Source organism: Bradyrhizobium paxllaeri (assembly GCF_001693515.2).
GTDB classification, from domain to species: Bacteria; Pseudomonadota; Alphaproteobacteria; order Rhizobiales; family Xanthobacteraceae; genus Bradyrhizobium; species Bradyrhizobium paxllaeri.
Genome location: NZ_CP042968.1, coordinates 3,290,159 through 3,312,410, shown reverse-complemented (window position 1 = coordinate 3,312,410; position 22,252 = coordinate 3,290,159). Strand labels below are relative to the sequence as shown.

Sequence of the window (22,252 nt, the reverse complement as noted above, 5' to 3'; positions counted from 1 at the left end):
TGGGCATCGATCCGATCAATCGGCGGCCCAGCCAGGGTGGCCACCCCGGCTGGGCCATTCCTCACGGAACGAGACCACTTTAATCCTTCGCGCTAATACAAGGGTGGGCAAAGCGAAGCGTGCCCACCATTTGGAAGTAGCGCCGTTGATGGATGGTGGGCACGCTGCGCTTTGCCCACCCTACGGATCTACGATCTCCGCGCGGCTTCCAGCGCTTGCGGGGTATCGATATCGAGAAACGCGCTCTGGCCGTCGACCGGGACTTCGGCGACCGCTTCGGCGTGCTTGGCGATCAGGTGACGGGCGCCGACGTCACCGTCGAGCGTCATCAGCTCCTTGAAGAACCGGCGCGACCACAGCACGGGATTGCCGCGGCGGCCGTCGCTGACGGGGACGGCGATCAGGTGGCCGCGGTCCGGGGCGAAGGTTTCGATCAACTGGTCGATCAGCTTGGCCGAGATCAGCGGCATGTCGCCGAGGCAGACGATCGCGCCGTCGGCGTTGTCAGGCACCGACGCGATGCCGGCCTTGACCGAAGACGCGAGGCCGCCGGCGAAATCGGGATTGCGGACGAATTTGACATTGAGCCCCGCCAAGGCCTGCTCGACCAGATCGGCCTGATGGCCGGTGACGACGACCACCTCGGCTGCTTTCGAGGCCAGCGCCTGCTCGGCGACGATCCGCACCAGTTTTTTGCCGTCGATCTCGGCCAGCAGCTTGTTCGGACCACCCATCCGTGTCGAGCGGCCAGCGGCAAGCACGATTGCCGCGACGTTGCGGTTGGCCTCGCCCTCGAGGCTGGTGCGCGGCTGCGGCCGGGTGACGATTTCCATCAACAGGCCGCCGACGCCCATGCCGGTCAACTCGGCGCGCGTGACCTTCAGCCCGGCGAGCAGCCGCATCAACACCCAGTCAAAGCCGTTCTCGACCGGCGAGCGCGCGCAGCCCGGCGCGCCCAGCACCGGCACGCCGCCGGCGCTGCCGATCAGCAAGAGATTTCCGGGGTCAACCGGCATGCCAAAATGCTCGATGGCACCGCCAATCTCGGTAATCGCGGCCGGGATGACATCTCGGCGGTCGGCAATCGCGGACGCGCCGAACACGATCACGAGCTCGGCGCCGAGGCCGAGCAATTCCTTGACCGAAGAAGCCAGCGCCGTCTCGTCATGCGGCACGCGACGCTCGGCGATGATGCTGGCGCCCGCCGGCGCCAGCCGCTCCGCCGTGACGCGCAAGGTCTTGTCGATGACTTTTGTCGCAAGGCCGGGTAGCAGGGTCGAGACCACGCCGACGCGCTTGATGACATAAGGCGCGATCCGCAGCGCGTCCTTGCCCGCGACCTCGACGGCGGTGTCGCGCAGCTTGCCTTCGACCCCGAAAGGAATGAGCTTTACCGTCGCGATCATCTCGCCTTCGACGACCGGCTTGAAGGCTGCGAGCGTTGCAAAGGTGATGGCTTCATCGACGCCGTTGATGCGGTCGACCGCAGCGCGATCCACCACCAGCACGCCGGCCTGCGCCGCGAACAGATTGGCGCGGCCGGTGAAGGCGCGCTCAACATTGACGCCCTCGCCCGCGACCGCCTGCGCGATGCTGGCGGCGGCTTCGTCTTCGGAGACGTCACCCGCTTCCAGCCGGACCACGACGATTTCCTTGACGCCGGCCTTGTTGAGCGCCTCGACTTCGGCGGGGCCGATTGTGGTGCCCTTCTTGAGCACCAGCGAACCCTGGCGGAGCGTATGCACGGTGACGCCGCCAATCGCGTCGGCCGGACTGGCGGGACCGAACTTCATGCTGCCTGGACCTTCGCGGTTTCTTTCGGCAGCCGCAGCTCGGCGGTGATCTCGGCCATGATCGCGACCGCGATCTCCGAGGGCGACACCGCGCCGATGGAAAGCCCGATCGGCGCGTGGATACGCGCGATGTCGGCATCCGACGCACCCTGCGCCTTCAGCCGCTCGGCGCGCTTGGCATGGGTCTTTCGCGAGCCGAGCGCGCCGATATAGAAACAGTCGCGCTCGAACGCATGCAGCAGCGCCGGATCGTCGATCTTGGGATCATGCGTGACGGCGACGAAGGCCGTGTAGTGATCGACATTAAGCGGCGGCAGCGCCACGTCGGGCCACTCCGCGATCAACGGCACGTCGGGAAAGCGCTCGGGGCTGGCAAACGCCGTGCGCGGATCGACCACCGTCACGTCGTAATCCAGCGAACGGGCCAGCGGTGCCAGCGCCTGGCTGATATGGACCGCGCCGACGATCACGAGCCGCGCGGTCGGCGCGTGGACGTTGAGGAACAGTTTTTTGCCGCCGGACTCGATCATGCCGCTCTTGCCCATGCGGAGCTGCTTTGAAAGCTCGGCGCTGATCGGATCGGTCGCGATATCCTTGGCCTTCACCAGCCGCTGGTCGCCATTGGCGACGTCAGTGACGACGATGACCGGGCGGCGCGCGGCACGCTCGGCGTTGACCTGTGTGAGGGTTTCCAGCTTCACGACTGGCCTACCTTCTCGACGAAGACGCGGATGGTGCCGCCGCAGGACAGGCCGACATTCCAGGCGGTCTCGTCGGCGACGCCGAATTCCAGCATTTTTGGCTTGCCGCTGGCGATCACATCCAGCGCCTCGGTGACGACGGCGCCCTCGACGCAGCCGCCGGAGACCGAACCCAGAAACGTGCCGTCATCGTTGATGACGAGGCTGGAGCCGGCCGGCCGCGGGGCGGAGCCCCAGGTCTCGACCACGGTCGCCAGCGCCACGCCGTGGCCGGCCTTCTGCCAGTTCTCGGCGGCCTGCAGAATGTCTTCGTCGCGGTTGAGCATGGAAAACCCTCCTTCAGGCTGCCGATCGGATGCGGCTGATGTGGTGGGGCGGCGGCGGCGCCGAGAGCGCCTCGATCAGCCCTTCCATCGACGTCAAGTTATGCACCGGGCGGAATTCGTCAACGTGGGGCAGCATCATTTTGATGCCCTGCGCCTTGGCCTCGAACCCGCTGTAGCGCAGCAAGGGATTGAGCCAGATCAGGCGGCGGCAGGAGCGGTGCAGCCGGTCCATCTCGAAGGCGAGCTTGGCGTCCGCCTCGCGCTCCAGCCCGTCTGATATCAGGAGCACGATGGCGCCCTGCCCGAGCACGCGGCGGCCCCACAATTTGTTGAAGGAGTGCAGCGAGGTTGCGATGCGGGTGCCGCCGGCCCAGTCCTCGACCGAGGACGAACAACTCGCCAAGGCCTCGTCGGGATCCTTGGCCCGCAAGGCCCGCGTCACATTGGTGAGCCGCGTGCCGAACAGGAACACGGAGACGCGCTTGCGGGCGTCGGTGATGGCGTGGAGGAAGTGCAGGAACAGGCGGGTATATTCGCTCATCGACCCTGATATATCCAGGAGCGCCACGATCGGCGCCGGCTTCTCGATGCGGCCGAGCTTTCGGATGTCGATGATCTCGCCGCCAGTGCGAAGGCTGCTGCGCAAGGTGCGGCGCATGTCGAGCCGCAGGCCTTTTGCATCGGGCTGGTAGCGGCGGGTGCGCAATTCCGCCTGCGGCAGCTTCATGTTGGCGATGGCGCGGGTGACCTCGGCGATCTCGGCCGCGCTCATCTGCGCAAAGTCTTTTTTCTGCAGGATCTCCTTGTCGGAGACGGACAGCCGCAGCTCCTGTTCCTGCACCTGCTCGGCCTCGTCGCGCATCGAAGGCTGAGCCAGCGCCTCCTGCACCCGGCGCGAGGCCGCCGGCGGCTTCTTCTTGGCGTGGTCCGGCAGCGGCACCGAATCCAGCATGTGCTTCCAGTCCTCGGCGGCGCGGAAGAACAGGTCGAAGGCTTGGGCAAAGATCAGCGCATGCTCGTGCCGCTTGACGAAGATCGCTTCCAGCGTGGTGTAGACATCGCCGCGGTGGCCAATCTCGATCATCTGCAACGCGTTGAGCGCGTCGATGACGGCGCCGGGGCCGACCGGGATGCCGGCCGCGCGCAGCGCGCGGGCGAAGCCGATGACGTTGTCGGCCATGTGGCCGGTGGGAGGATTGAGGTGGTCGATGGTGGTCATGGTCTTGCGGCCTCGTCATTCCGGGGCACGCGAAGCGTGAACCCGGAATCTCGCGCTACAATCTCGGGATTCCGGGTTCGCACTGCGTGCGCCCCGGAATGACGGGCAAGGCGCGAAACTAACCCTCGCTCGTCGCTTCCTTCAAAACCTTTTGCAGCGTGTCGCCCTGCATCCGCGCGATGTCGTCCTGATACTTGAGCAGCGCGCCCAGCGTGTCGCCGACCAGTTGCGGCGTCAGCGAGCGGGCGTCCAGTTCGGTCAGCGCGGTGGCCCAGTCGATGGTCTCGGCGACACCTGGCGACTTGTAGAAATCCTGGTCGCGCAGCGCCTGCACGAAACTCACGACCTGCTGCGAGAGCTTGGCGGAAATGCCTGGTACCCGCGACTTGACGATCGCAAGCTCGCGCTCGGCATCGGGATAGTCCACCCAATGATAGAGACAGCGGCGCTTCAGCGCGTCGTGGATCTCGCGGGTGCGGTTCGAGGTGATGATGACGATCGGCGGCTGCGGCGCCTTGATGGTGCCGAATTCGGGGATCGTGACCTGGAAGTCGCTGAGGATTTCCAGCAAGTAAGCCTCGAACGCCTCGTCGGCGCGGTCGAGCTCGTCGATCAGCAGCACCGGCGCACCGGCAACATCAGGCTCCAGCGCCTGCAATAGCGGGCGCTTGATCAGGAAGCGCTCGGCAAAGATGTCCGAGGACAATTGCTCGCGATCGGTATCGCCGGCGGCTTCGGCGAGGCGGATCGCGATCATCTGTGCCGCGCTGCTCCACTCGTAGACGGCGGAGGCAACGTCGAGGCCTTCGTAGCATTGCAGGCGGATCAGCTTGCGCCCGAGCGCCGCCGACAGCACCTTTGCGATCTCGGTCTTGCCGACGCCGGCCTCGCCTTCGAGGAACAGCGGCCGGCCCATCCGCAGCGACAGATAGGTCACCGTCGCCAGCGACCGCTCGGCCAGATAGCCGCGCGAGGTCAGGAGCTCGAGCATCCCATCGACGGATTTGGGCAGCGCCGATGCAGTCATGGGATAGCCAATCTTGGTAAGCCGGAAATCGGCAAAACTTACTTCGCCGTCGCCGCTTCGACGGCACGGCGCGTCAACACGCCGATCAGGTGCGCGCGATATTCGGCGCTGCCGTGCAGGTCGCTGTTCAGCCCGTCGGCCGAAGCCGAAACGCCGTCGAGCACCTTGTGCGAGAAGCGCTTCTTCAAGGCTTCCTCGAACGCGGTGGCGCGGAACACGCCGTCCGAACCCGCACCAGTCACCGCGACGCGCACGTCCGACGGACGCTTGGCGACGAACACGCCCACCAATGCATAACGCGAGGCCTGGTTGCGAAACTTGATATAGGCCGCCTTCTTCGGCAGCGGGAACATCACCTTGGTGATGATCTCGTCGCTCTCAAGCGCAGTCGTGAACAGGCCCTGGAAGAATTCCTCCGCCTTGAGGCGGCGCTTGTTGGTGACGATGGTGGCGCCGAGCGCGAGCACGGCCGCGGGATAATCCGCGGTCGGGTCGTTGTTGGCAAGCGAGCCGCCGATCGTGCCCTTGTGGCGCACCGCGGGATCGCCGATTCCGCCGGCGAGCTCGGCGAGCGCCGGGATGGCTTCGCCGACAACGGCTGAGGTCGCGACGGCCGCGTGCTTGGCGGTGGCACCGATCACCAGCGAACGGCCCTTCATCTCGATGGTGTCGAGCCCCTCGATGTGGGAGAGGTCGACCAGATGCGGCGGGCTGGCGAGCCGCTGCTTCATGACCGGGACCAGCGTGTGGCCGCCGGCGATCACCTTGGCGTCTTCGTTCTTCACCAGGAGATTGGCAGCCTGCCGCACGGTCGCCGGACGATGATATTTGAATTCGTACATGAGAACTTCCTGATCGCTATTCGCGATGAAAATCGATTAAGCGGATTTGCCCATCGCCTTGGCGCCGGCGGCGATCGAAGTCACGATGTTCTGATAGCCGGTGCAGCGGCACAGATTACCTTCGAGCTCCTCGCGGATAACGTGGTCCGAAAGATCATGGCCCTTGCGGTTGACCAGATCGACCGCGGTCATGATCATGCCGGGCGTGCAGAAGCCGCACTGCAAGCCGTGATGCTCGCGGAAGGCTTCCTGCATCGGATGCAGCGGCGCGCCGTCGGCGGCCAGGCCCTCGATGGTGCGGACTTCATGGCCGTCGGCCATGACCGCAAGCGTGGTGCAGGACTTCACCGCCTTGCCGTCGAGATGGACGACGCAGGCGCCGCACTGCGAGGTATCGCAGCCGACATGGGTGCCCGTCAGCCGGAGATTTTCCCGCAGAAACTGGACCAGCAGGGTACGGGAATCAACATTGGCGTTTACGGGGTTACCGTTCACGATGAGGGAAATCTTGGCCATTAGCACTCTCTTGGAGCTGCACCTTCCGGATATACCGGCAGCGCAGGCGTTTTATAGTCATTCCAAGGCCCATAATATGGGCCATCCCGGTAATGAGCAACCTCGCGAGCCCCTCGCCTGGGACATGGCCTGAGTGACTTGACGGGCCGTTCGACCAAGGCCGGCGTGCAGGAATCAGTCCGGGTCGGACCTTGGGGGCAGCCCCTGGATCAGCCCTGCACGGCCTTGCCGAAATTGGCGAAGAATTCGTCGGCCAGCTTCTTGGCCGCACCGTTAATCAGCCGCTGTCCAAGCTGGGCCAGCTTGCCGCCGATCTGCGCCTCGACGTTGTAGCTCAGGAGCGTGCCGCCATCCTTTTCAGACAGCGCGACCGTGGCGCCACCCTTGGCGAAACCGGCAACGCCGCCCTCACCTTCGCCTGATATCTTGTAGCCGTTGGGCGGATCGAGATCGCTCAGCATGACCTTGCCCTTGAAGCGGGCGGACACCGGCCCGACCTTCATCTTGGCGGTGGCGCGGAAGCCGTTATCCTCAGTCTTTTCCAGCTCCTCGCAGCCGGGAATGCAGGCCTTCAGCACTTCCGGATCGTTCAGCTTGGCCCACACGGCCTCGCGCGACGCCGCAAGCTGGACTTCGCCGTTCATTGTCATGGCCATGGGGGTGCCTCCTGGATCGCTTCAACTGTTATCCCCCAAGTAAAGCACGCCCGGGCCAAAAGGAAGGGCGATAAGCGATGCATCTTCGCAACCGCAACAGACGCCAACCCGACAAGGGGCATTGGCATTGACGGGACGGAATGGTTAGGTCGCGCCGATGAGCACGTCCCTCTCCCCCCTGCTTGCCCCGATGCTGTCGAGCGCCGCGATGCGCGCGGTATGCGACGATGTGGCAAGCCTGCAGAACATGCTGGATTTCGAGGCGGCGCTGGCGCGTGCCGAGGCCGCGGCCGGGGTGATCCCGACCGATGCGGCCGGGCCGATCACGAATGCGTGCCGGGCCGAATCATTCGACATCGCCGCACTGGCGGATGCCGCAACCAGGGCCGGCAACCTCGCCATCCCCCTCGTCAAGGCGCTGACCGCCAATGTCACCAGGGCGGACGCCGCGGCGGCGCGCTATGTGCATTGGGGCGCGACCAGCCAGGACGTCATCGATACCGGCGCCATGCTCGGCCTTCGCGCCGGCATCGACGCGCTGCTTGCCGACATCGATCGCGCGATCAAAGGCTTTGCCAAGCTGGCGCGTCAGCACCGCAACACGCCCGTGGGCGCGCGCACCTGGCTGCAGCACGCGCTGCCGATGCCGTTCGGGCTGAAGCTCGCCGAATATGCCGCTGCATTGCACCGCTCGAAGGGGCGGCTGCAGCGCCTGCGCAGCGAAACGCTGGCGCTGCAATTCGGCGGCGCCGCCGGCACGCTGGCGGCGCTGGGCGACAAGGGATTGGCGGTCGCGGAAAGGCTGGCGCAGGAGCTGAACCTGCCCTTGCCCGACGCGCCCTGGCACACCCACCGCGACCGTATGGCGGAAGCGGCCGGCGTCTTTGCGATTCTTGCCGGCACCTGCGGCAAGATCGCGCGCGACGTGTCGCTGATGATGCAGACCGATGTCGGCGAAGCGTTCGAGCCCTCGGGCGAAGGCCGCGGCGGCTCCTCCACCATGCCGCACAAGCGCAATCCGGTGGCGGCCGCAAGCGCGCTAGCCGCGGCGACCATGACGCCCAATCTGGCGGCGACGATTTTTGCGGCGCAGGTACAGGACCACGAGCGCAGCGCCGGCCCCTGGCATGCGGAATGGCCGACGTTGCCGACGCTGCTGCTGGTTACCTCGGGTGCGCTTGCGGCGATCGTCGATATCGCCGAAGGGCTGGAAGTCGACGCCGCGCGCATGCGCAAAAATCTCGACGCGACCGATGGGCTGATCATGGCCGAGGCGGTGGCGATGGCGCTCGCTGAAAAGATCGGCAAGAGCGACGCGCATCATCTGGTCGAGGCCGCCAGCAAGAAGGCGGTCAAGGACAAGAAGCATCTGCGCGACGTGCTGACGAACGACTCGAAAGTCACCGCACAACTCGGCGCCGATGAGATTGCAAAACTGTTCGAGCCGATGGCCTATCAGGGCGCCTCGCAGGCGCTGATCGACCGCCTGCTCGCTTCGCTGGACAACAAGTAAGAGACCGGAGACTTCCCATGCCGATGATCGACGCCGACGGGTGCCTGCTCAACGTATCCGTCGAAGGCCGCGACGGCGGACCGACGCTGATGCTATCGAACTCGCTGGGCTCGACCATGCAGATGTGGGAGCCGCAGATGAAGGCGCTGACGCAGGTGTTCCGCGTCATCCGCTACGACCGTCGCGGCCATGGCAAGTCGAGCGTGCCGCCCGGCCCCTACTCGCTGGAGCGCTTCGGCCGCGACGTGCTGGCGATCCTCGACGACCTCAATATCGCCAAGGCCCATTGGTGCGGGTTGTCGATGGGCGGCATGGTCGGGCAATGGCTGGGGGCGAATGCGCCCGACAGGTTCGACAAGATCATCCTGGCCAACACCTCCTGCTATTACCCCGACCCGACGCGCTGGCACGACCGCATCAAGGCGGTGAAGCAAGGCGGCATCGCCGCGGTCGCCGACGCGGTGCTGGCCGGCTGGCTGACCGCGGATTTTCGCGAGCGCGAGCCGCAGATCGCGGCCAACATGAAGGCGATGATGCTGACCACGCCGGTCGAGGGCTACATCGCCTGCTGCGAGGCGCTGTCGACGCTCGACCAGCGCGAACTGCTGCCGAAGATCAAGAGCCCGACGCTGATCATCGCCGGCCGCCACGACATGTCGACGACGGTCGCGGACGGCGAGTTCATGCGCAGCCGGATTCCCAACGCGAGCATGACGCTGCTTGATGCCACGCATATTTCCAACGTCGAGCAGCCGCACGCCTTCACCGATGCGGTGATCGGGTTTTTGACGCAACGGTAACACCAACCGCGTCATTGCGAGCGAAGCGAAGCAATCCATCTCACCGCAGGCCGAGACATGGATTGCTTCGTCGCTTCGCTCCTCGCAATGACGGAGAGAGGGTACAATGGACGACAACCAACGCCGCGATGACGGCATGGCCCAGCGCCGCAAGGTGCTCGGCAATGAATGGGTCGACAAGTCGATCAAGAACCGCAATGCGTTCAATACCGACTTCCAGGACCTGATCACCCGCTATGCCTGGGGTGATATCTGGACCCGGCCGCATTTCGACCACCGCACCCGCCGCGTGCTCGTGGTCGGCACCATGGTGGCGCTGGGACAGTGGGACGAATTCCGCCTGCATGTGCGCGCGGCACTTAGCGAAGGCGGCTTCACGCCCGACGACATCAAGGAAATCCTGCTGCAGCAGGCGATCTATTGCGGCGTGCCGGCGGCCAACCACGCGGTGAAGGAAGCGGGCGCGATCATTGCGGAACTAGGATTGCTGAAGACCTAGCCGCGTCCGGGACACGAAGTCGGGAGCACAAAAAGAAGAGCCCCGTCTTTCGGCGGGGCCTTCTTCAAGTCTCTAACCAACCAGTCCGGCTAGCGGTCCTGGCTGGGGGTTTCCCTGACCAGGGTTTTGTCCCTGACGTCCCGGATCCTGCTGCTGCTGGCCCGGCTTCTGTCCGCCGCCTTGCTGCTGCTGTCCGGGCTTCTGACCCGGCTTCTGGTTCTGCTGACCCGGATTCTGGTTCATCTTGTTCATTGAGGCCGTCGTTTAGACGTAGCCCGAACCAACGAAGGGCTGCGGCATTGGTTGCTGCGGAACAGCGGTTCCGGTTGCGATCACCGCAAGGCAAAGCCGTGTCCGGACTGTGACGGGGGAACCGCGCTCGCAAAACTAGTTCTGTACAAGCCAATTAAGCCGCACCCGGCGCTGTTGCCGCCGCCGGTTCCCACCTGTTAGAAAACGACACGACGCGTCGTCATGGGCTGCCGGAGCTCTCGCCGCGTCCTCATACAAAAAACGGCAGCGCATGGATTACTTCGCCCAGCAACTCATCAACGGCCTCGTGCTCGGCTCGATCTACGGCCTGATCGCCATCGGCTACACCATGGTCTACGGCATCGTCGGCATGATCAATTTCGCCCATGGCGATATTTTCATGATCGGCGGCTTCATCGCCCTGATCACCTTCCTGATCCTGGTCTCGTTCGGCCTGACCGCCATCCCGCTGATCCTGCTGGTCGTATTGCTGGTATCGATGGCGATCACGGCGCTCTATGGCTGGACGGTCGAGCGCATCGCCTACCGGCCGCTGCGGCACTCGTTCCGCCTGGCGCCGATGCTTTCCGCCATCGGTATGTCATTCGTGCTGACCAATTATTCGCAGGTCGCACAGGGCGCCCGCGTCAAGCCTGTGCCGCCGATCATCACCGGCGGCTACACCCTGCATGAGGGCGCGGAAGGCTTCAACGTGCAGCTTTCCAACATCCAGATCATCGTCGTCCTCACCACCGTGGTGCTGCTGGCGCTGTTCACCTGGCTGGTATCCAGCACGCGTCTTGGCCGCGATATGCGCGCCTGCGAACAGGACCAGACCATGGCCTCGCTGCTCGGCGTCGACGTCGACCGCACCATCTCCATGACCTTCGTGATCGGCGCCGCGCTCGCTGCGGTAGCCGGCATGATGTACCTGCTCTATTACGGCCTGGTCGATTTCTTCATGGGCTTCGTCGCCGGCATCAAGGCGTTTACCGCGGCCGTGCTCGGGGGCATCGGCTCGCTGCCCGGCGCGATGCTGGGCGGGCTTCTGATCGGCCTGATCGAGACGCTGTGGTCGGCGTATTTCTCGGTGGAGTACAAGGACGTCGCGGCGTTCTCGATCCTGATCGTGGTCCTGATCTTCCTTCCGACCGGCCTGCTCGGCCGGCCCGAAGTCGAAAAAGTCTGACGGGCTGCCGCGTGAGCGCAAACCCCGCCGCCCAAACCTCGCGCGCACCGAGCGCTGCCTTCATCCTCAAGAAGTCACTGATCAGCGCGCTGGTCGCGCTGGTGCTGTTTTCGCTGATGATCGGCGTCCGCACCGAAGCCGGACCTGACGGACAACTGACCTACTGGACGCGTTTCGGCGACCTCGCCGCCATGGTGGCGGCCGTGTTCGGCGGCAGCATCCTCATCGAGTTGTTCCGGCAATGGTGGGGCCCGGTCGACACCGCCAGGGTGGTCCCCGCTCCGGTGCAAAATGTGCTCGCGTTCGGCGGACGGCTGGTCGCTCCGGTGCTGCTGGTGTTCACCTTCCTGGTGCCGGTGCTGTTCTACAACGAGCGCTACATTCTCGACCTCGGCATCCTCGTGCTGACTTACGTGATGCTCGGATGGGGACTGAACGTGGTGGTCGGCCTCGCCGGGCTGCTCGACCTCGGCTATGTCGCCTTCTACGCCGTCGGCGCCTATTCCTATGCGCTGCTCGCCACCAATTTCGGGCTGTCGTTCTGGATCTGCCTGCCGCTCGCCGGCATTCTCGCGGCGTTCTGGGGCGTGCTGCTCGGTTTTCCCGTGCTGCGGCTGCGCGGCGATTATCTCGCCATCGTAACGCTCGCCTTCGGCGAGATCATCCGCCTCGTCCTGATCAACTGGCAGAGCCTCACCGGGGGCCCGAACGGCATCACCGGTATCCCCCGGCCGACGCTGTTCGGCATTCCGCTGACGCCCGGCGACGACGGGCTGGCAGCCATGCTCGGCATCGAATTCTCGCCGACCCACCGCATCGTGTTCCTGTTCTATCTGATCCTGGCGCTGGCGCTGCTCACCAACTGGGTCACCATCCGGCTGCGGCGGTTGCCGATCGGCCGCGCCTGGGAAGCGCTGCGCGAGGATGAAGTCGCCTGCCGCGCGCTCGGCATCAACACCACCACGACCAAACTGACGGCGTTTGCGACCGGTGCGATGTTCGGCGGCTTTGCCGGCGCGTTCTTCGCCACAAGACAAGGCTTCATCAGCCCGGAATCCTTCACCTTCCATGAATCAGCGCTGGTGCTGGCGATCGTCGTGCTTGGCGGCATGGGCTCGCAACTCGGCGTGGCGCTCGCCGCACTCGCCATGATCGGCGGTTTCGAGCTGTTTCGCGGGCTCGACCAGTACCGCATGCTGGTGTTCGGCATGGCGATGGTGCTGTTGATGATCTGGCGGCCGCGCGGCCTGATCGGCCACCGCGCGCCGACCGTATTTCTCCAGCGCAAGGAGGCGATCTCATCCGACCTCGTCAAGGAGGGCCACGGATGAGCGGCGATCACATCCTCTCCGTCGACCGGCTGTCGATGCGCTTCGGCGGCATCGTCGCCGTCAACGACCTCTCCTTCAACGCCGAGCGGCGCAAGATCACCGCGCTGATCGGGCCGAACGGCGCCGGCAAGACCACGGTGTTCAACTGCATCACCGGCTTCTACAAGCCGACCTCGGGCGCCATCGGCCTCACCCATGATGACGGCCACGCCATCCGGCTCGAGCGGCTGAACGATTTCCGGATTGCCAAGCTGGCGAAGGTCGCGCGCACCTTCCAGAACATCCGCCTGTTTCCCGGCATGACGGCGCTGGAAAACCTGATGGTGGCGCAGCACAACGCGCTGATGCGCGCCTCCGGATTGACGTTCCTCGGCCTGATCGGCGCGCCGTCGTGGCGCACGGCGGAACAAGCCGCGATCGATCTGGCGACGACGTGGCTCGATCGCATCGGGCTTTTGGATCGCGCTGACGATGCCGCCGGCAACCTGCCCTATGGCGACCAGCGACGCCTGGAAATCGCGCGCGCCATGTGCACCGAGCCCGCGCTGCTCTGCCTCGACGAACCAGCCGCCGGATTGAATGCGCGGGAGAGCGCCGCCTTGAGCGAATTGCTGCTCGCGATCCGCGCCGACCAGGGCACCTCGATCCTGCTGATCGAGCACGACATGAGCGTGGTGATGGAAATCTCCGACCATGTCGTGGTGATGGATCACGGCGTGAAGATTGCCGAAGGCACGCCAAAACACATCCGCGACGATCCCAAGGTGATCGCCGCCTATCTCGGCACCGACGAGGAGGAAGCGATCGCGGTGATGGAGAGCGGCACGTGAGCGCTGTCCACATATCTTCGTCATGCCCGGGCTTAGCCGTCCGAAGGACGGCGTCGCTTCCGCTCGCCTATGCCCGGGCATCCACGTCTTTCTTCTTTGACGACCGCAAAGACGTGGATGGCCGGGACAAGCCCGGCCATGACGGCTGTGAGGTTGTGCGATGATCTCACCCGCAACTCCCCTGCTCGCGATCCGCTCGCTGCGTGCGGCCTATGGCAAGATCGAGGCGCTGAAGGGTGTCGACATCGACATCAATGCCGGCGAGATCGTCGCCCTGATCGGCGCCAATGGCGCCGGCAAGTCGACGCTGATGATGACGATCTTCGGCCGGCCCCGCGCCCGCTCCGGCCACATCGAGTTCGACGGTCAGGACATCACCGGCGTCCCGACGCATGACATTGCGCGGCTGCGCATCGCGCAATCGCCTGAGGGCCGGCGCATCTTCCCGCGCATGAGCGTGGCGGAAAACCTCCAGATGGGGGCGGATGCGACCGACTCGAGCGAGTCCGACCGCGCGAACAGCCTGGAGCGCGTGTTCGCGCTGTTCCCGCGGCTGAAGGAACGCATGACCCAGCGCGGCGGCACGCTGTCCGGCGGCGAGCAGCAGATGCTGGCGATCGGCCGGGCCCTGATGAGCCGGCCGCGCCTGCTGATGCTGGACGAGCCGTCGCTGGGGCTCGCCCCCCTGATCGCGCGGCAGATTTTCGATGCGATCAGGACCCTGAACCGACAGGACGGCCTCACCGTCCTGATCGTCGAACAGAACGCCAACCACGCGCTGAAACTGGCCCATCGCGGCTATGTCATGGTCAACGGCCTGATTACGCTGTCAGGAACCGGCAGCGAATTGCTGCAGCGCCCGGAAATCCGCGCCGCCTACCTGGAAGGCGGCCGGCGGGAGTAGCGCTACCGCCGCCCCCTGCGCCACCACTCGTGGCGCGCGCTGCGGCAAGATGTTGCGAGCGGACCGTGGATTTGCCCGAAAATTGCCGATGACTTCGCGGTAAAATCAGCCGACAATGGGGACGATTTTCGTACCCGGCCTGCCGGGCATTTCCCGAAATCGACTGATCTGCGAGGATATCTCATGAAATCACTGAAACTCATCGGCCTGGCATTGGGCGCGTCGTTGGCGCTATCGACAACGGCGCTGGCGCAGGACATCTCCATCGCAGTGGCGGGCCCGATGACGGGCGGCGAATCGGCGTTCGGCCGGCAGATGAAGAACGGCGCCGAACAGGCGGTGGCCGACATCAACGCCGCCGGCGGCGTGCTCGGCAAGAAGCTGGCGCTGCAAGTCGGCGACGATGCCTGCGATCCCAAGCAAGCGCGTTCGGTGGCGGAAAAGTTTGCCAGCGCCAAGATCCCGTTCGTCGCCGGACACTTCTGCTCGTCGTCGTCGATCCCGGCGTCGGAAGCCTATGCCGACGGCAACGTGCTGCAGATTACGCCGGCCTCGACCAACCCGCTGTTCACCGAGCGCAAGCTCTGGAACGTGGCGCGCGTCTGCGGCCGCGACGACCAGCAGGGCCTGGTTGCCGCCGACTACATCGTCAAGAACTACAAGGGCAAGAACGTCGCCATCCTCAACGACAAGACCACTTACGGCAAAGGCCTCGCCGACGAAACCAAGAAGGCGCTCAACAAGGCCGGCGTCACCGAGAAGATGTTCGAGTCCTACAACAAGGGCGACAAGGATTTTAACTCGATCGTGTCGCGCCTGAAGCGCGACAACGTCGATCTGGTCTTCGTCGGCGGCTATCATCAGGAGGCAGGCTTGATCCTGCGCCAGATGCGCGACCAGGGGCTGAAGACGGTGTTGATGGCCGGCGACGCCCTGAACGACAAGGAATTCGCCTCGATCACGGGTCCGGCCGCCGAAGGCACGCTGTTCACCTTCGGTCCCGATCCGCGCAACAAGGCGACCGCGAAGGCGATCGTCGAGAAGTTCAAGGCCAAGAACATCGATCCCGAAGGCTACACCCTCTACACCTACGCCACGATGCAGGTCTGGTCGCAGGCGGCGGCGAAGGCGAAGACCACCGATCCGAAGAAGGTCATGGAGACCATCAAGGCCGGTGAATGGGATACCGTGCTCGGCAAGCTCGGCTTCGATGCCAAGGGCGACATCAAGGTGATCGACTACGTCGTCTACAAGTGGGACGCCAAGGGCAACTACACCGAGATCAATCCGAAGGGCTCCTGATCCCCTTCTCCGATTTGAGTTCAAACGCCCCGGCTTGCCGGGGCGTTTTTATTTCGGGTTCCAGATAATTTTCCGATCGTGGGAACTATTGGGTTCCCGCCGCATTGAGCCGCGTTGGGCGGAGTTCCATGTCATTGATTTCACGACCTTAACCCTTGTTCCAACTTGATCTGCCGCCGGGGCAGCGGTTCTATTTGTGAAGTTGCGTCTCAGCCAATGAGAGTCGCGCGAACTGCCGAGGAAACACTATGAGTGACCTTTCCCCTGGAGCATCACCCTCGGCTCGCCAGGTCGCCAAATCCAAACCACCTGCCGCCAACGGCGCATCCGATCCGCTTCAGGATCTGCTGCACGCTTTGCAGGCGATGCGCGCCGGCGATTTCTCGGTGCGGATGACCGGCGACCACATCGGCATCGAGGGCAAGATCGCCGACACCTTCAACGAGATCGTCGCCGCCAACCAGCGGATGGCGCAGCAGCTGGAGCGCGTCGGCCAGGTGGTGGGCCGCGAAGGCAAGACGCGCCAGCGCGTCAAGTTCGACCTCGCGAGCGGTTCGTGGGCGGACATGGAAGGCTCCGTCAACACCCTGATCGACGACCTGCTGTGGCCGACCCGCGAAGTGACGCGCGCGGTGGCGGCCGTGGCTCAAGGCGACCTATTGCAGACCGTGCAACTCGATGTCGAGGGCCGCCCACTTGGCGGCGAATTCCTGCAGTCGGCCACCATCGTCAACACGATGATCAAGCAGCTCGGCGTGTTCACCTCGGAAGTGACGCGCGTGGCGCGCGAGGTCGGCACCGAGGGCAAGCTCGGCGGCCAGGCCCAGGTGCCGGAAGTGACCGGCGTCTGGAAGGACCTGACCGAGAGCGTCAACTCGATGGCCAACAACTTGACCGGCCAGGTCCGCAACATCGCCGAGGTCACTATCGCGGTGGCCAATGGCGACCTGTCGAAGAAGATCACGGTCGACGTGCGCGGCGAGATCCTGCAGCTCAAGGAAGCCATCAACACGATGGTGGACCAGCTTCGCTCCTTTGCCTCCGAAGTGACGCGCGTGGCGCGCGAGGTCGGCACCGACGGCAAGCTCGGCGGCCAGGCCATCGTGCCCGGCGTCGCCGGCACCTGGAAGGACCTGACCGACTCCGTCAACGCGATGTGCGGCAACCTCACCGCCCAGGTCCGCAATATCGCCAACGTCACCACCGCGGTCGCCCGCGGCGACCTTTCGCGCAAGATCACGGTCGACGTCCGCGGCGAAATCCTGGAGCTGAAGGATACCATCAACACGATGGTCGACCAGCTCAACTCGTTCGCCTCGGAAGTGACGCGCGTCGCCCGCGAGGTCGGCACCGAAGGCAAGCTCGGCGGCCAGGCGCAGGTGCCGGGCGTTGCCGGCACCTGGAAGGACCTCACCGACAACGTCAACTTCATGGCCTCCAACCTGACGGCGCAGGTCCGCAACATCGCCGACGTCGCCACCGCCATCGCCGGCGGCGACCTCTCCAAGAAGATCACAGTGAACGTTTCGGGCGAGATCCTTCAGTTGAAGGAAACGCTGAACACGATGGTCGACCAGCTCAACGCCTTTGCCGGCGAAGTCACGCGCGTCGCGCGCGAAGTCGGCACCGAGGGACGGCTCGGCGGCCAGGCCAACGTGCTCGGCGTCGCCGGCACTTGGAAGGACCTCACCGAAAGCGTCAACTCGATGGCGAGCAATTTGACGGCGCAGGTCCGCAACATCGCCGAAGTGACGACCGCGGTCGCCAACGGCGACCTGTCGAAGAAGATCACCGTGGACGTGCGCGGCGAAATTCTGGAGCTGAAGGACACCATCAACACGATGGTGGACCAGCTCAACGCGTTTGCCGGCGAAGTGACGCGTGTCGCGCGCGAAGTCGGCACCGAAGGCAAGCTCGGCGGCCAGGCCAACGTGCGCGGCGTCGCCGGCACCTGGAAGGACCTCACCGACAACGTCAATTCGATGGCCGGCAACCTCACCGCCCAGGTCCGCAACATCGCCGACGTCGCAACCGCGGTGGCCAAGGGCGACCTGTCGAAGAAGATCACGGTGAACGTATCAGGCGAAATCCTTCAGCTGAAGGAAACGCTGAACACGATGGTCGACCAGCTCAACGCCTTTGCCGGCGAAGTGACGCGCGTGGCGCGCGAGGTCGGCACCGACGGCAAGCTCGGCGGTCAGGCCGAAGTGCCCGGCGTTGCCGGTACCTGGAAGGATCTCACCGACAGCGTGAACTCGATGGCCGGCAATCTGACGGCGCAGGTCCGTAACATCGCGGAAGTGGCGACCGCGATTGCTGGCGGCGACCTCTCCCGAAAAATCACGGTCGACGTGCGCGGCGAGATCCTGCAGCTCAAGGAAACGCTGAACACGATGGTCGACCAGCTCAACCGCTTCGCGGGCGAAGTCACGCGCGTCGCGCGCGAGGTCGGCACCGAAGGGCGATTGGGTGGTCAGGCCAATGTGCCCGGCGTCGCCGGCACCTGGAAAGACCTCACCGACAACGTCAACTCGATGGCCGGCAACCTGACCGGCCAGGTCCGCAACATCGCCGAAGTGACCACGGCCGTGGCGAAGGGCGACCTGTCGAAGAAGATCACCGTCGACGTCAAGGGCGAGATCCTCGAGCTGAAGAACACCGTCAACACGATGGTGGACCAGCTCAACGCCTTCGCCTCCGAAGTCACGCGCGTGGCGCGCGAAGTCGGCACCGAAGGCAAGCTCGGCGGCCAGGCGCAGGTGCCAGAAGTCGCCGGCACCTGGAAAGACCTCACCGACAACGTCAACTTCATGGCCTCGAACCTGACCGCGCAGGTCCGCAACATCGCCGAGGTCGCAACCGCAATCGCCGGCGGCGACCTGTCGAAGAAGATCACGGTCGACGTGCGCGGCGAGATCCTGCTGCTGAAAGATACCCTCAACACGATGGTCGAGCAGCTACGCTCCTTTGCCGCCGAAGTGACGCGCGTGGCGCGCGAGGTCGGCACCGAGGGACGGCTCGGCGGCCAGGCCGTAGTCCCCGGCGTCGGCGGCACCTGGAAGGACCTCACCGATAACGTCAACCTCTTGGCGGCCAACCTGACCACGCAGGTCCGCAACATCGCCGAAGTCACGACCGCCGTGGCGCGCGGCGACCTGTCGCGCAAGATCACGGTGGACGTGAAGGGCGAAATTCTGGAGCTGAAGAACACCATCAACACGATGGTCGACCAGCTCAACGCCTTCGCCGGCGAAGTGACGCGCGTGGCGCGCGAGGTCGGCACCGAGGGCAAGCTCGGCGGTCAGGCGCAGGTCCCCGGCGTCGCCGGCACCTGGAAGGACCTCACCGACACCGTCAATTTCATGGCGGCCAACCTGACCGAACAGGTCCGCGGCATCGTCAAGGTGGTGACCGCGGTCGCCAACGGCGATCTGAAGCAGAACCTGACGGTGAAATCGAAGGGTGAAGTCGCAGCGCTTGCCGACACCATCAACAACATGACCGAGACGCTGGCGATCTTCGCCGATCAGGTGACCAGCGTGGCGCGCGAAGTCGGCGTCGAGGGGCGCCTCGGCGGCCAGGCCAACGTGCCAGGTGCTGCCGGTACCTGGAAGGACCTCACCGGCAACGTCAATCTGCTGGCCGCCAACCTGACCTCGCAGGTGCGCTCGATCGCGGAAGTGGCGACCGCCGTGACCAAGGGCGACCTCACCCGCTCGATCCAGGTCGATGCCCGCGGCGAAGTCGCCGAACTCAAGGACAACATCAACACCATGATCGGCAACCTGCGTCTCACCACGCAGGTCAACACCGAGCAGGACTGGCTGAAGACCAACCTCGCCCGCTTCACCAACATGCTGCAGGGGCAGCGCGAACTCTCCACCGTCGGCCGGCTGCTGCTGACCGAACTGGCGCCGCTGGTGAATGCGCATATGGGCGTGATCTATCAGGTCGAGAGCGCCGACTATCCGCAATTGCACCTGCTCTCCTCTTACGCCGGCGACAGCGCCATTCCCCATCCAATCGTCGTGCAGTTCGGCGAAGGCCTGATCGGCCAGTGCGCCCTGGACAAGCGACAGCGGCTGATCACCGACATCCCCCACGATACGGCGCCGGTCAATTCGGCGCTACTGCGCGTGATCCCCCGCAACATCGTCGTACTTCCGGTGTTGTTCGAGAACCAGGTGAAAGCCGTGATCGAGCTTTCCTCGATTTCCTCGTTCACGACGTCGCAGATGACCTTCCTCGAACAGCTCACCGACTCCATCGGCATCGTGCTCAACTCCATCGAGGCCACGATGCAGACCGAGGGCCTGTTGAAGCAATCCCAGCAGCTCGCCGGCGAATTGCAGACGCAGCAGAAGGAATTGCAGCAGACCAACGACCAGCTCGAGCAGAAGGCGCAGCAGCTCGCCGAACGCAACGTCGAGGTGGAACGAAAGAACCAGGAAATCGAACAGGCGCGGCGCGCGCTCGAGGAAAAGGCGACCGAACTCGCGCTGACGTCGAAGTACAAGTCCGAATTCCTCGCCAACATGTCGCACGAGCTGCGTACGCCGCTCAACAGCATCCTGATCCTCGGCCAGCAGCTCACCGAAAACCCCGATGGCAATCTGTCGGCGAAGCAGGTCGAGTTCGCCCGCACCATCCACGGCGCCGGCACCGACCTGCTCAACCTGATCAGCGATATCCTCGACCTGTCGAAGATCGAATCCGGCACGGTGACGGTCGATGCGGAGGAGATCCTGACCTCCAATCTGCTCGAGACCGTCGGACGGCCGTTCAGGCACGAGGCTGAAAATCGCCGCCTGTCGTTCAATATCTCGGTCGACGAGAATTTGAGCCGCAGCATGGTGACCGACTCCAAGCGCCTGCAGCAGGTTCTGAAAAATCTGCTGTCGAACGCGTTCAAGTTCACCGCCGAGGGCGGCGTGGAGCTGAAGGTATCGGCCGCCGTCGGCGGCTGGAGCGCCGAGCATCCGATCCTCAATCACGCGCCCGCGGTCGTCGCCTTCGAGGTGACCGACACCGGCATCGGCATTCCCCTGGAGAAGCAGAAACTGATCTTCGAGGCGTTCCAGCAGGCGGACGCCGGCACCAGCCGCAAATACGGCGGCACCGGCCTCGGCCTTGCGATCAGCCGCGAGCTCGCTAGCCTGCTCGGTGGCGAAATCCACCTGCGCAGCGCGCCCGGCAAGGGCAGCACCTTCGTGCTGTATCTGCCGCTGAAATATTCCGGCCCCACGATCGCGCCGCGCACCCCTGCCCCCTCGTCATTCACGCCCGCGCCGGCGCTGCAGGTCGCTTCGACGCAGGAGCGGGCCATCGAGCAATTGCCGGATGACCGCCTCAACCTCGAGCCGGGAGATACCATACTGTTGATCGTCGAGGACGATCCGCATTATGCGCGGGTGCTGATCGATCTCGCCCGCGACAAGAACTTCAAGGTGCTGGTCGCCAGTCGCGGCGCCGAGGCGCTCGAACTCGCCAAGCAGTTCCAGCCGGCCGCGGTCTCGCTCGACGTATTCCTGCCTGACATGCTGGGCTGGACCGTGCTGAGCCAGCTCAAGCACAATCCGCTGACGCGGCACATTCCGGTGCAGATCATCACGCTCGACGAAGACCGCCAGCATGCGCTGGCGCGCGGCGCGTTTTCCTTCGTCAACAAGCCGACGACGACGGAAGGCGTCAGCGCGGCGCTGTCGCAGATCAAGGAATATGCGAAGCCGCGCCGCAAACGCCTTCTGATCGTGGAGGATAACGCCGCCGAGCAGATGAGCATCACCGAACTGCTCGGGCACGACGACATCGAGATCCTCACCGCCGACACGGGCGCCGATGCGTTGTCGACGTTGCGGAACCAGCCCTGCGACTGCGTCGTGCTGGATCTGCGATTGCCCGACATGAGCGGCTTCGAGGTGCTCGACCGTCTCCGCAACGACGAAACGCTGTCGAACGTGCCGGTCGTGGTGTTCACGGGGCGGGAACTTTCGGCCGAGGAAGATGCGGAACTTCACACCATGGCGCGAAGCATCGTGGTGAAAGGCGTCGAGTCGCCGGAACGCCTGCTCGACGAAACGTCGCTGTTTTTGCACCGTGTGATCACGGAATTGCCCGTCGAAAAGCAGAGGATGCTGGAGAAGCTCAACAGTTCCGATGAGGACCTGATTGGCAAGACCGCGCTGCTGGTCGACGACGACGCCCGCAACATCTTTGCCCTTTCCAGCGTGCTGGAACGTCGCGGTATGAAGGTGTTAACCGCAACCACCGGCCATGAGGCGATTGCTCTGGCCGAATCGAACCCCAACATCGCGATCGTGTTGATGGATATCATGATGCCGCAAATGGACGGATATCAGACCATTGGCGTCATCAGGCAAAACCCGTCCTTCGGACGCCTGCCGATCATCGCACTGACCGCCAAGGCCATGAAAGGCGACCGCGAGAAATGCCTCGAAGCCGGTGCTTCGGACTATCTCGCCAAACCCGTCAATACCGAGCAGTTGCTGCTCGCAATACGAATGTGGCTGCACCGTTGACCGGCGTAAGCAG

Annotated in this window: 17 protein-coding genes; 9 read left to right on the top strand and 8 right to left on the bottom strand. The window is 64.6% G+C overall.

The genetic code is table 11. From position 1 onward, the window contains the following. Positions 1-188 precede the first annotated feature (188 nt). The 8 genes from LMTR21_RS15610 to LMTR21_RS15575 all read right to left on the bottom strand — a co-directional run bounded on the left by LMTR21_RS15610 (position 189) and on the right by LMTR21_RS15575 (position 7,080). Complete coding sequence (locus tag LMTR21_RS15610) at positions 189-1,793, bottom strand: NTP transferase domain-containing protein (RefSeq protein WP_065750342.1); 1,605 nt, start codon at positions 1,791-1,793, stop codon at positions 189-191. Further along, positions 1,790-2,494 carry an XdhC family protein gene (locus tag LMTR21_RS15605; protein WP_065750341.1) on the bottom strand — a complete coding sequence of 235 codons (705 nt, stop codon included), beginning with the start codon at positions 2,492-2,494 and terminating at the stop codon, positions 1,790-1,792. Before LMTR21_RS15605 ends, LMTR21_RS15610 begins: the two co-directional genes overlap by 4 nt. Beyond that, positions 2,491-2,820 (bottom strand): XdhC family protein, encoded by a 330-nt coding sequence (locus LMTR21_RS15600; protein WP_025589337.1) that lies wholly within the window; start codon positions 2,818-2,820, stop codon positions 2,491-2,493. The genes LMTR21_RS15605 and LMTR21_RS15600 overlap by 4 nt, the downstream gene beginning before the upstream one ends. A gap of 13 nt (positions 2,821-2,833) precedes the next feature. After that, on the bottom strand, positions 2,834-4,039 hold the full coding sequence (locus LMTR21_RS15595) for a vWA domain-containing protein (RefSeq protein WP_065750340.1): 1,206 nt from the start codon (positions 4,037-4,039) through the stop codon (positions 2,834-2,836). Between the two features lie 118 nt (positions 4,040-4,157). Then, positions 4,158-5,066 carry an AAA family ATPase gene (locus LMTR21_RS15590; protein WP_065750339.1) on the bottom strand — a complete coding sequence of 303 codons (909 nt, stop codon included), beginning with the start codon at positions 5,064-5,066 and terminating at the stop codon, positions 4,158-4,160. A gap of 38 nt (positions 5,067-5,104) precedes the next feature. Next, positions 5,105-5,908 (bottom strand): FAD binding domain-containing protein, encoded by an 804-nt coding sequence (locus LMTR21_RS15585; protein WP_065750338.1) that lies wholly within the window; start codon positions 5,906-5,908, stop codon positions 5,105-5,107. Positions 5,909-5,944: 36 nt separating this feature from the next. Beyond that, the gene (locus LMTR21_RS15580; protein WP_057837316.1) at positions 5,945-6,424 is read right to left on the bottom strand and encodes a (2Fe-2S)-binding protein; all 480 of its coding nucleotides are present in this window, start codon (positions 6,422-6,424) and stop codon (positions 5,945-5,947) included. Between the two features lie 209 nt (positions 6,425-6,633). Then, the gene (locus tag LMTR21_RS15575) at positions 6,634-7,080 is read right to left on the bottom strand and encodes an SRPBCC family protein (protein WP_065750337.1); all 447 of its coding nucleotides are present in this window, start codon (positions 7,078-7,080) and stop codon (positions 6,634-6,636) included. A 157-nt stretch (positions 7,081-7,237) separates the two neighbouring features. On the opposite strand from LMTR21_RS15575, the gene LMTR21_RS15570 reads away from it, so the two are divergent. From LMTR21_RS15570 to LMTR21_RS15525, 9 genes are all read left to right on the top strand, one after another. Further along, positions 7,238-8,593: a 3-carboxy-cis,cis-muconate cycloisomerase gene (locus LMTR21_RS15570; protein ID WP_065750336.1), complete on the top strand. Its 1,356-nt coding sequence runs from the start codon at positions 7,238-7,240 to the stop codon at positions 8,591-8,593. A gap of 17 nt (positions 8,594-8,610) precedes the next feature. Then, positions 8,611-9,393 (top strand): 3-oxoadipate enol-lactonase, encoded by a 783-nt coding sequence (gene pcaD, locus LMTR21_RS15565; RefSeq protein WP_065750335.1) that lies wholly within the window; start codon positions 8,611-8,613, stop codon positions 9,391-9,393. Between the two features lie 106 nt (positions 9,394-9,499). After that, entirely contained in the window at positions 9,500-9,892 is a 393-nt protein-coding gene (locus LMTR21_RS15560; protein ID WP_065750334.1) for a carboxymuconolactone decarboxylase family protein, read from the top strand. A 523-nt stretch (positions 9,893-10,415) separates the two neighbouring features. Continuing rightward, positions 10,416-11,333, top strand: a complete 918-nt coding sequence (locus LMTR21_RS15550) for an ABC transporter permease subunit (protein WP_065750333.1) — start codon at positions 10,416-10,418, stop codon at positions 11,331-11,333. A gap of 11 nt (positions 11,334-11,344) precedes the next feature. Further along, on the top strand, positions 11,345-12,664 hold the full coding sequence (livM, locus tag LMTR21_RS15545) for a high-affinity branched-chain amino acid ABC transporter permease LivM (RefSeq protein ID WP_065750332.1): 1,320 nt from the start codon (positions 11,345-11,347) through the stop codon (positions 12,662-12,664). Beyond that, positions 12,661-13,494: an ABC transporter ATP-binding protein gene (locus tag LMTR21_RS15540; RefSeq protein WP_065750331.1), complete on the top strand. Its 834-nt coding sequence runs from the start codon at positions 12,661-12,663 to the stop codon at positions 13,492-13,494. Before livM ends, LMTR21_RS15540 begins: the two co-directional genes overlap by 4 nt. A 160-nt stretch (positions 13,495-13,654) precedes the next feature. Then, positions 13,655-14,398 carry an ABC transporter ATP-binding protein gene (locus LMTR21_RS15535; RefSeq protein WP_065750330.1) on the top strand — a complete coding sequence of 248 codons (744 nt, stop codon included), beginning with the start codon at positions 13,655-13,657 and terminating at the stop codon, positions 14,396-14,398. A gap of 183 nt (positions 14,399-14,581) precedes the next feature. Next, positions 14,582-15,700, top strand: a complete 1,119-nt coding sequence (locus LMTR21_RS15530) for a branched-chain amino acid ABC transporter substrate-binding protein (protein WP_065750329.1) — start codon at positions 14,582-14,584, stop codon at positions 15,698-15,700. Between the two features lie 248 nt (positions 15,701-15,948). Continuing rightward, positions 15,949-22,239 carry a HAMP domain-containing protein gene (locus LMTR21_RS15525; RefSeq protein WP_065750328.1) on the top strand — a complete coding sequence of 2,097 codons (6,291 nt, stop codon included), beginning with the start codon at positions 15,949-15,951 and terminating at the stop codon, positions 22,237-22,239. Positions 22,240-22,252: the final 13 nt, after the last annotated feature.

Excerpts from the sequence above, each read along its gene's own strand:
- LMTR21_RS15595 (WP_065750340.1), bottom strand. The coding sequence starts at position 4,039 with ATGACCACCATCGACCACCTCAATCCTCCCACCGGCCACATGGCCGAC.
- LMTR21_RS15610 (WP_065750342.1), bottom strand. The coding sequence starts at position 1,793 with ATGAAGTTCGGTCCCGCCAGTCCGGCCGACGCGATTGGCGGCGTCACC.
- LMTR21_RS15560 (WP_065750334.1), top strand. The coding sequence starts at position 9,500 with ATGGACGACAACCAACGCCGCGATGACGGCATGGCCCAGCGCCGCAAG.
- LMTR21_RS15540 (WP_065750331.1), top strand. The coding sequence starts at position 12,661 with ATGAGCGGCGATCACATCCTCTCCGTCGACCGGCTGTCGATGCGCTTC.
- LMTR21_RS15535 (WP_065750330.1), top strand. The coding sequence starts at position 13,655 with ATGATCTCACCCGCAACTCCCCTGCTCGCGATCCGCTCGCTGCGTGCG.
- LMTR21_RS15600 (WP_025589337.1), bottom strand. The coding sequence starts at position 2,820 with ATGCTCAACCGCGACGAAGACATTCTGCAGGCCGCCGAGAACTGGCAG.
- LMTR21_RS15550 (WP_065750333.1), top strand. The coding sequence starts at position 10,416 with ATGGATTACTTCGCCCAGCAACTCATCAACGGCCTCGTGCTCGGCTCG.
- LMTR21_RS15585 (WP_065750338.1), bottom strand. The coding sequence starts at position 5,908 with ATGTACGAATTCAAATATCATCGTCCGGCGACCGTGCGGCAGGCTGCC.
- pcaD (WP_065750335.1), top strand. The coding sequence starts at position 8,611 with ATGCCGATGATCGACGCCGACGGGTGCCTGCTCAACGTATCCGTCGAA.
- LMTR21_RS15530 (WP_065750329.1), top strand. The coding sequence starts at position 14,582 with ATGAAATCACTGAAACTCATCGGCCTGGCATTGGGCGCGTCGTTGGCG.
- LMTR21_RS15575 (WP_065750337.1), bottom strand. The coding sequence starts at position 7,080 with ATGGCCATGACAATGAACGGCGAAGTCCAGCTTGCGGCGTCGCGCGAG.
- LMTR21_RS15525 (WP_065750328.1), top strand. The coding sequence starts at position 15,949 with ATGAGTGACCTTTCCCCTGGAGCATCACCCTCGGCTCGCCAGGTCGCC.
- LMTR21_RS15580 (WP_057837316.1), bottom strand. The coding sequence starts at position 6,424 with ATGGCCAAGATTTCCCTCATCGTGAACGGTAACCCCGTAAACGCCAAT.
- LMTR21_RS15570 (WP_065750336.1), top strand. The coding sequence starts at position 7,238 with ATGAGCACGTCCCTCTCCCCCCTGCTTGCCCCGATGCTGTCGAGCGCC.
- LMTR21_RS15590 (WP_065750339.1), bottom strand. The coding sequence starts at position 5,066 with ATGACTGCATCGGCGCTGCCCAAATCCGTCGATGGGATGCTCGAGCTC.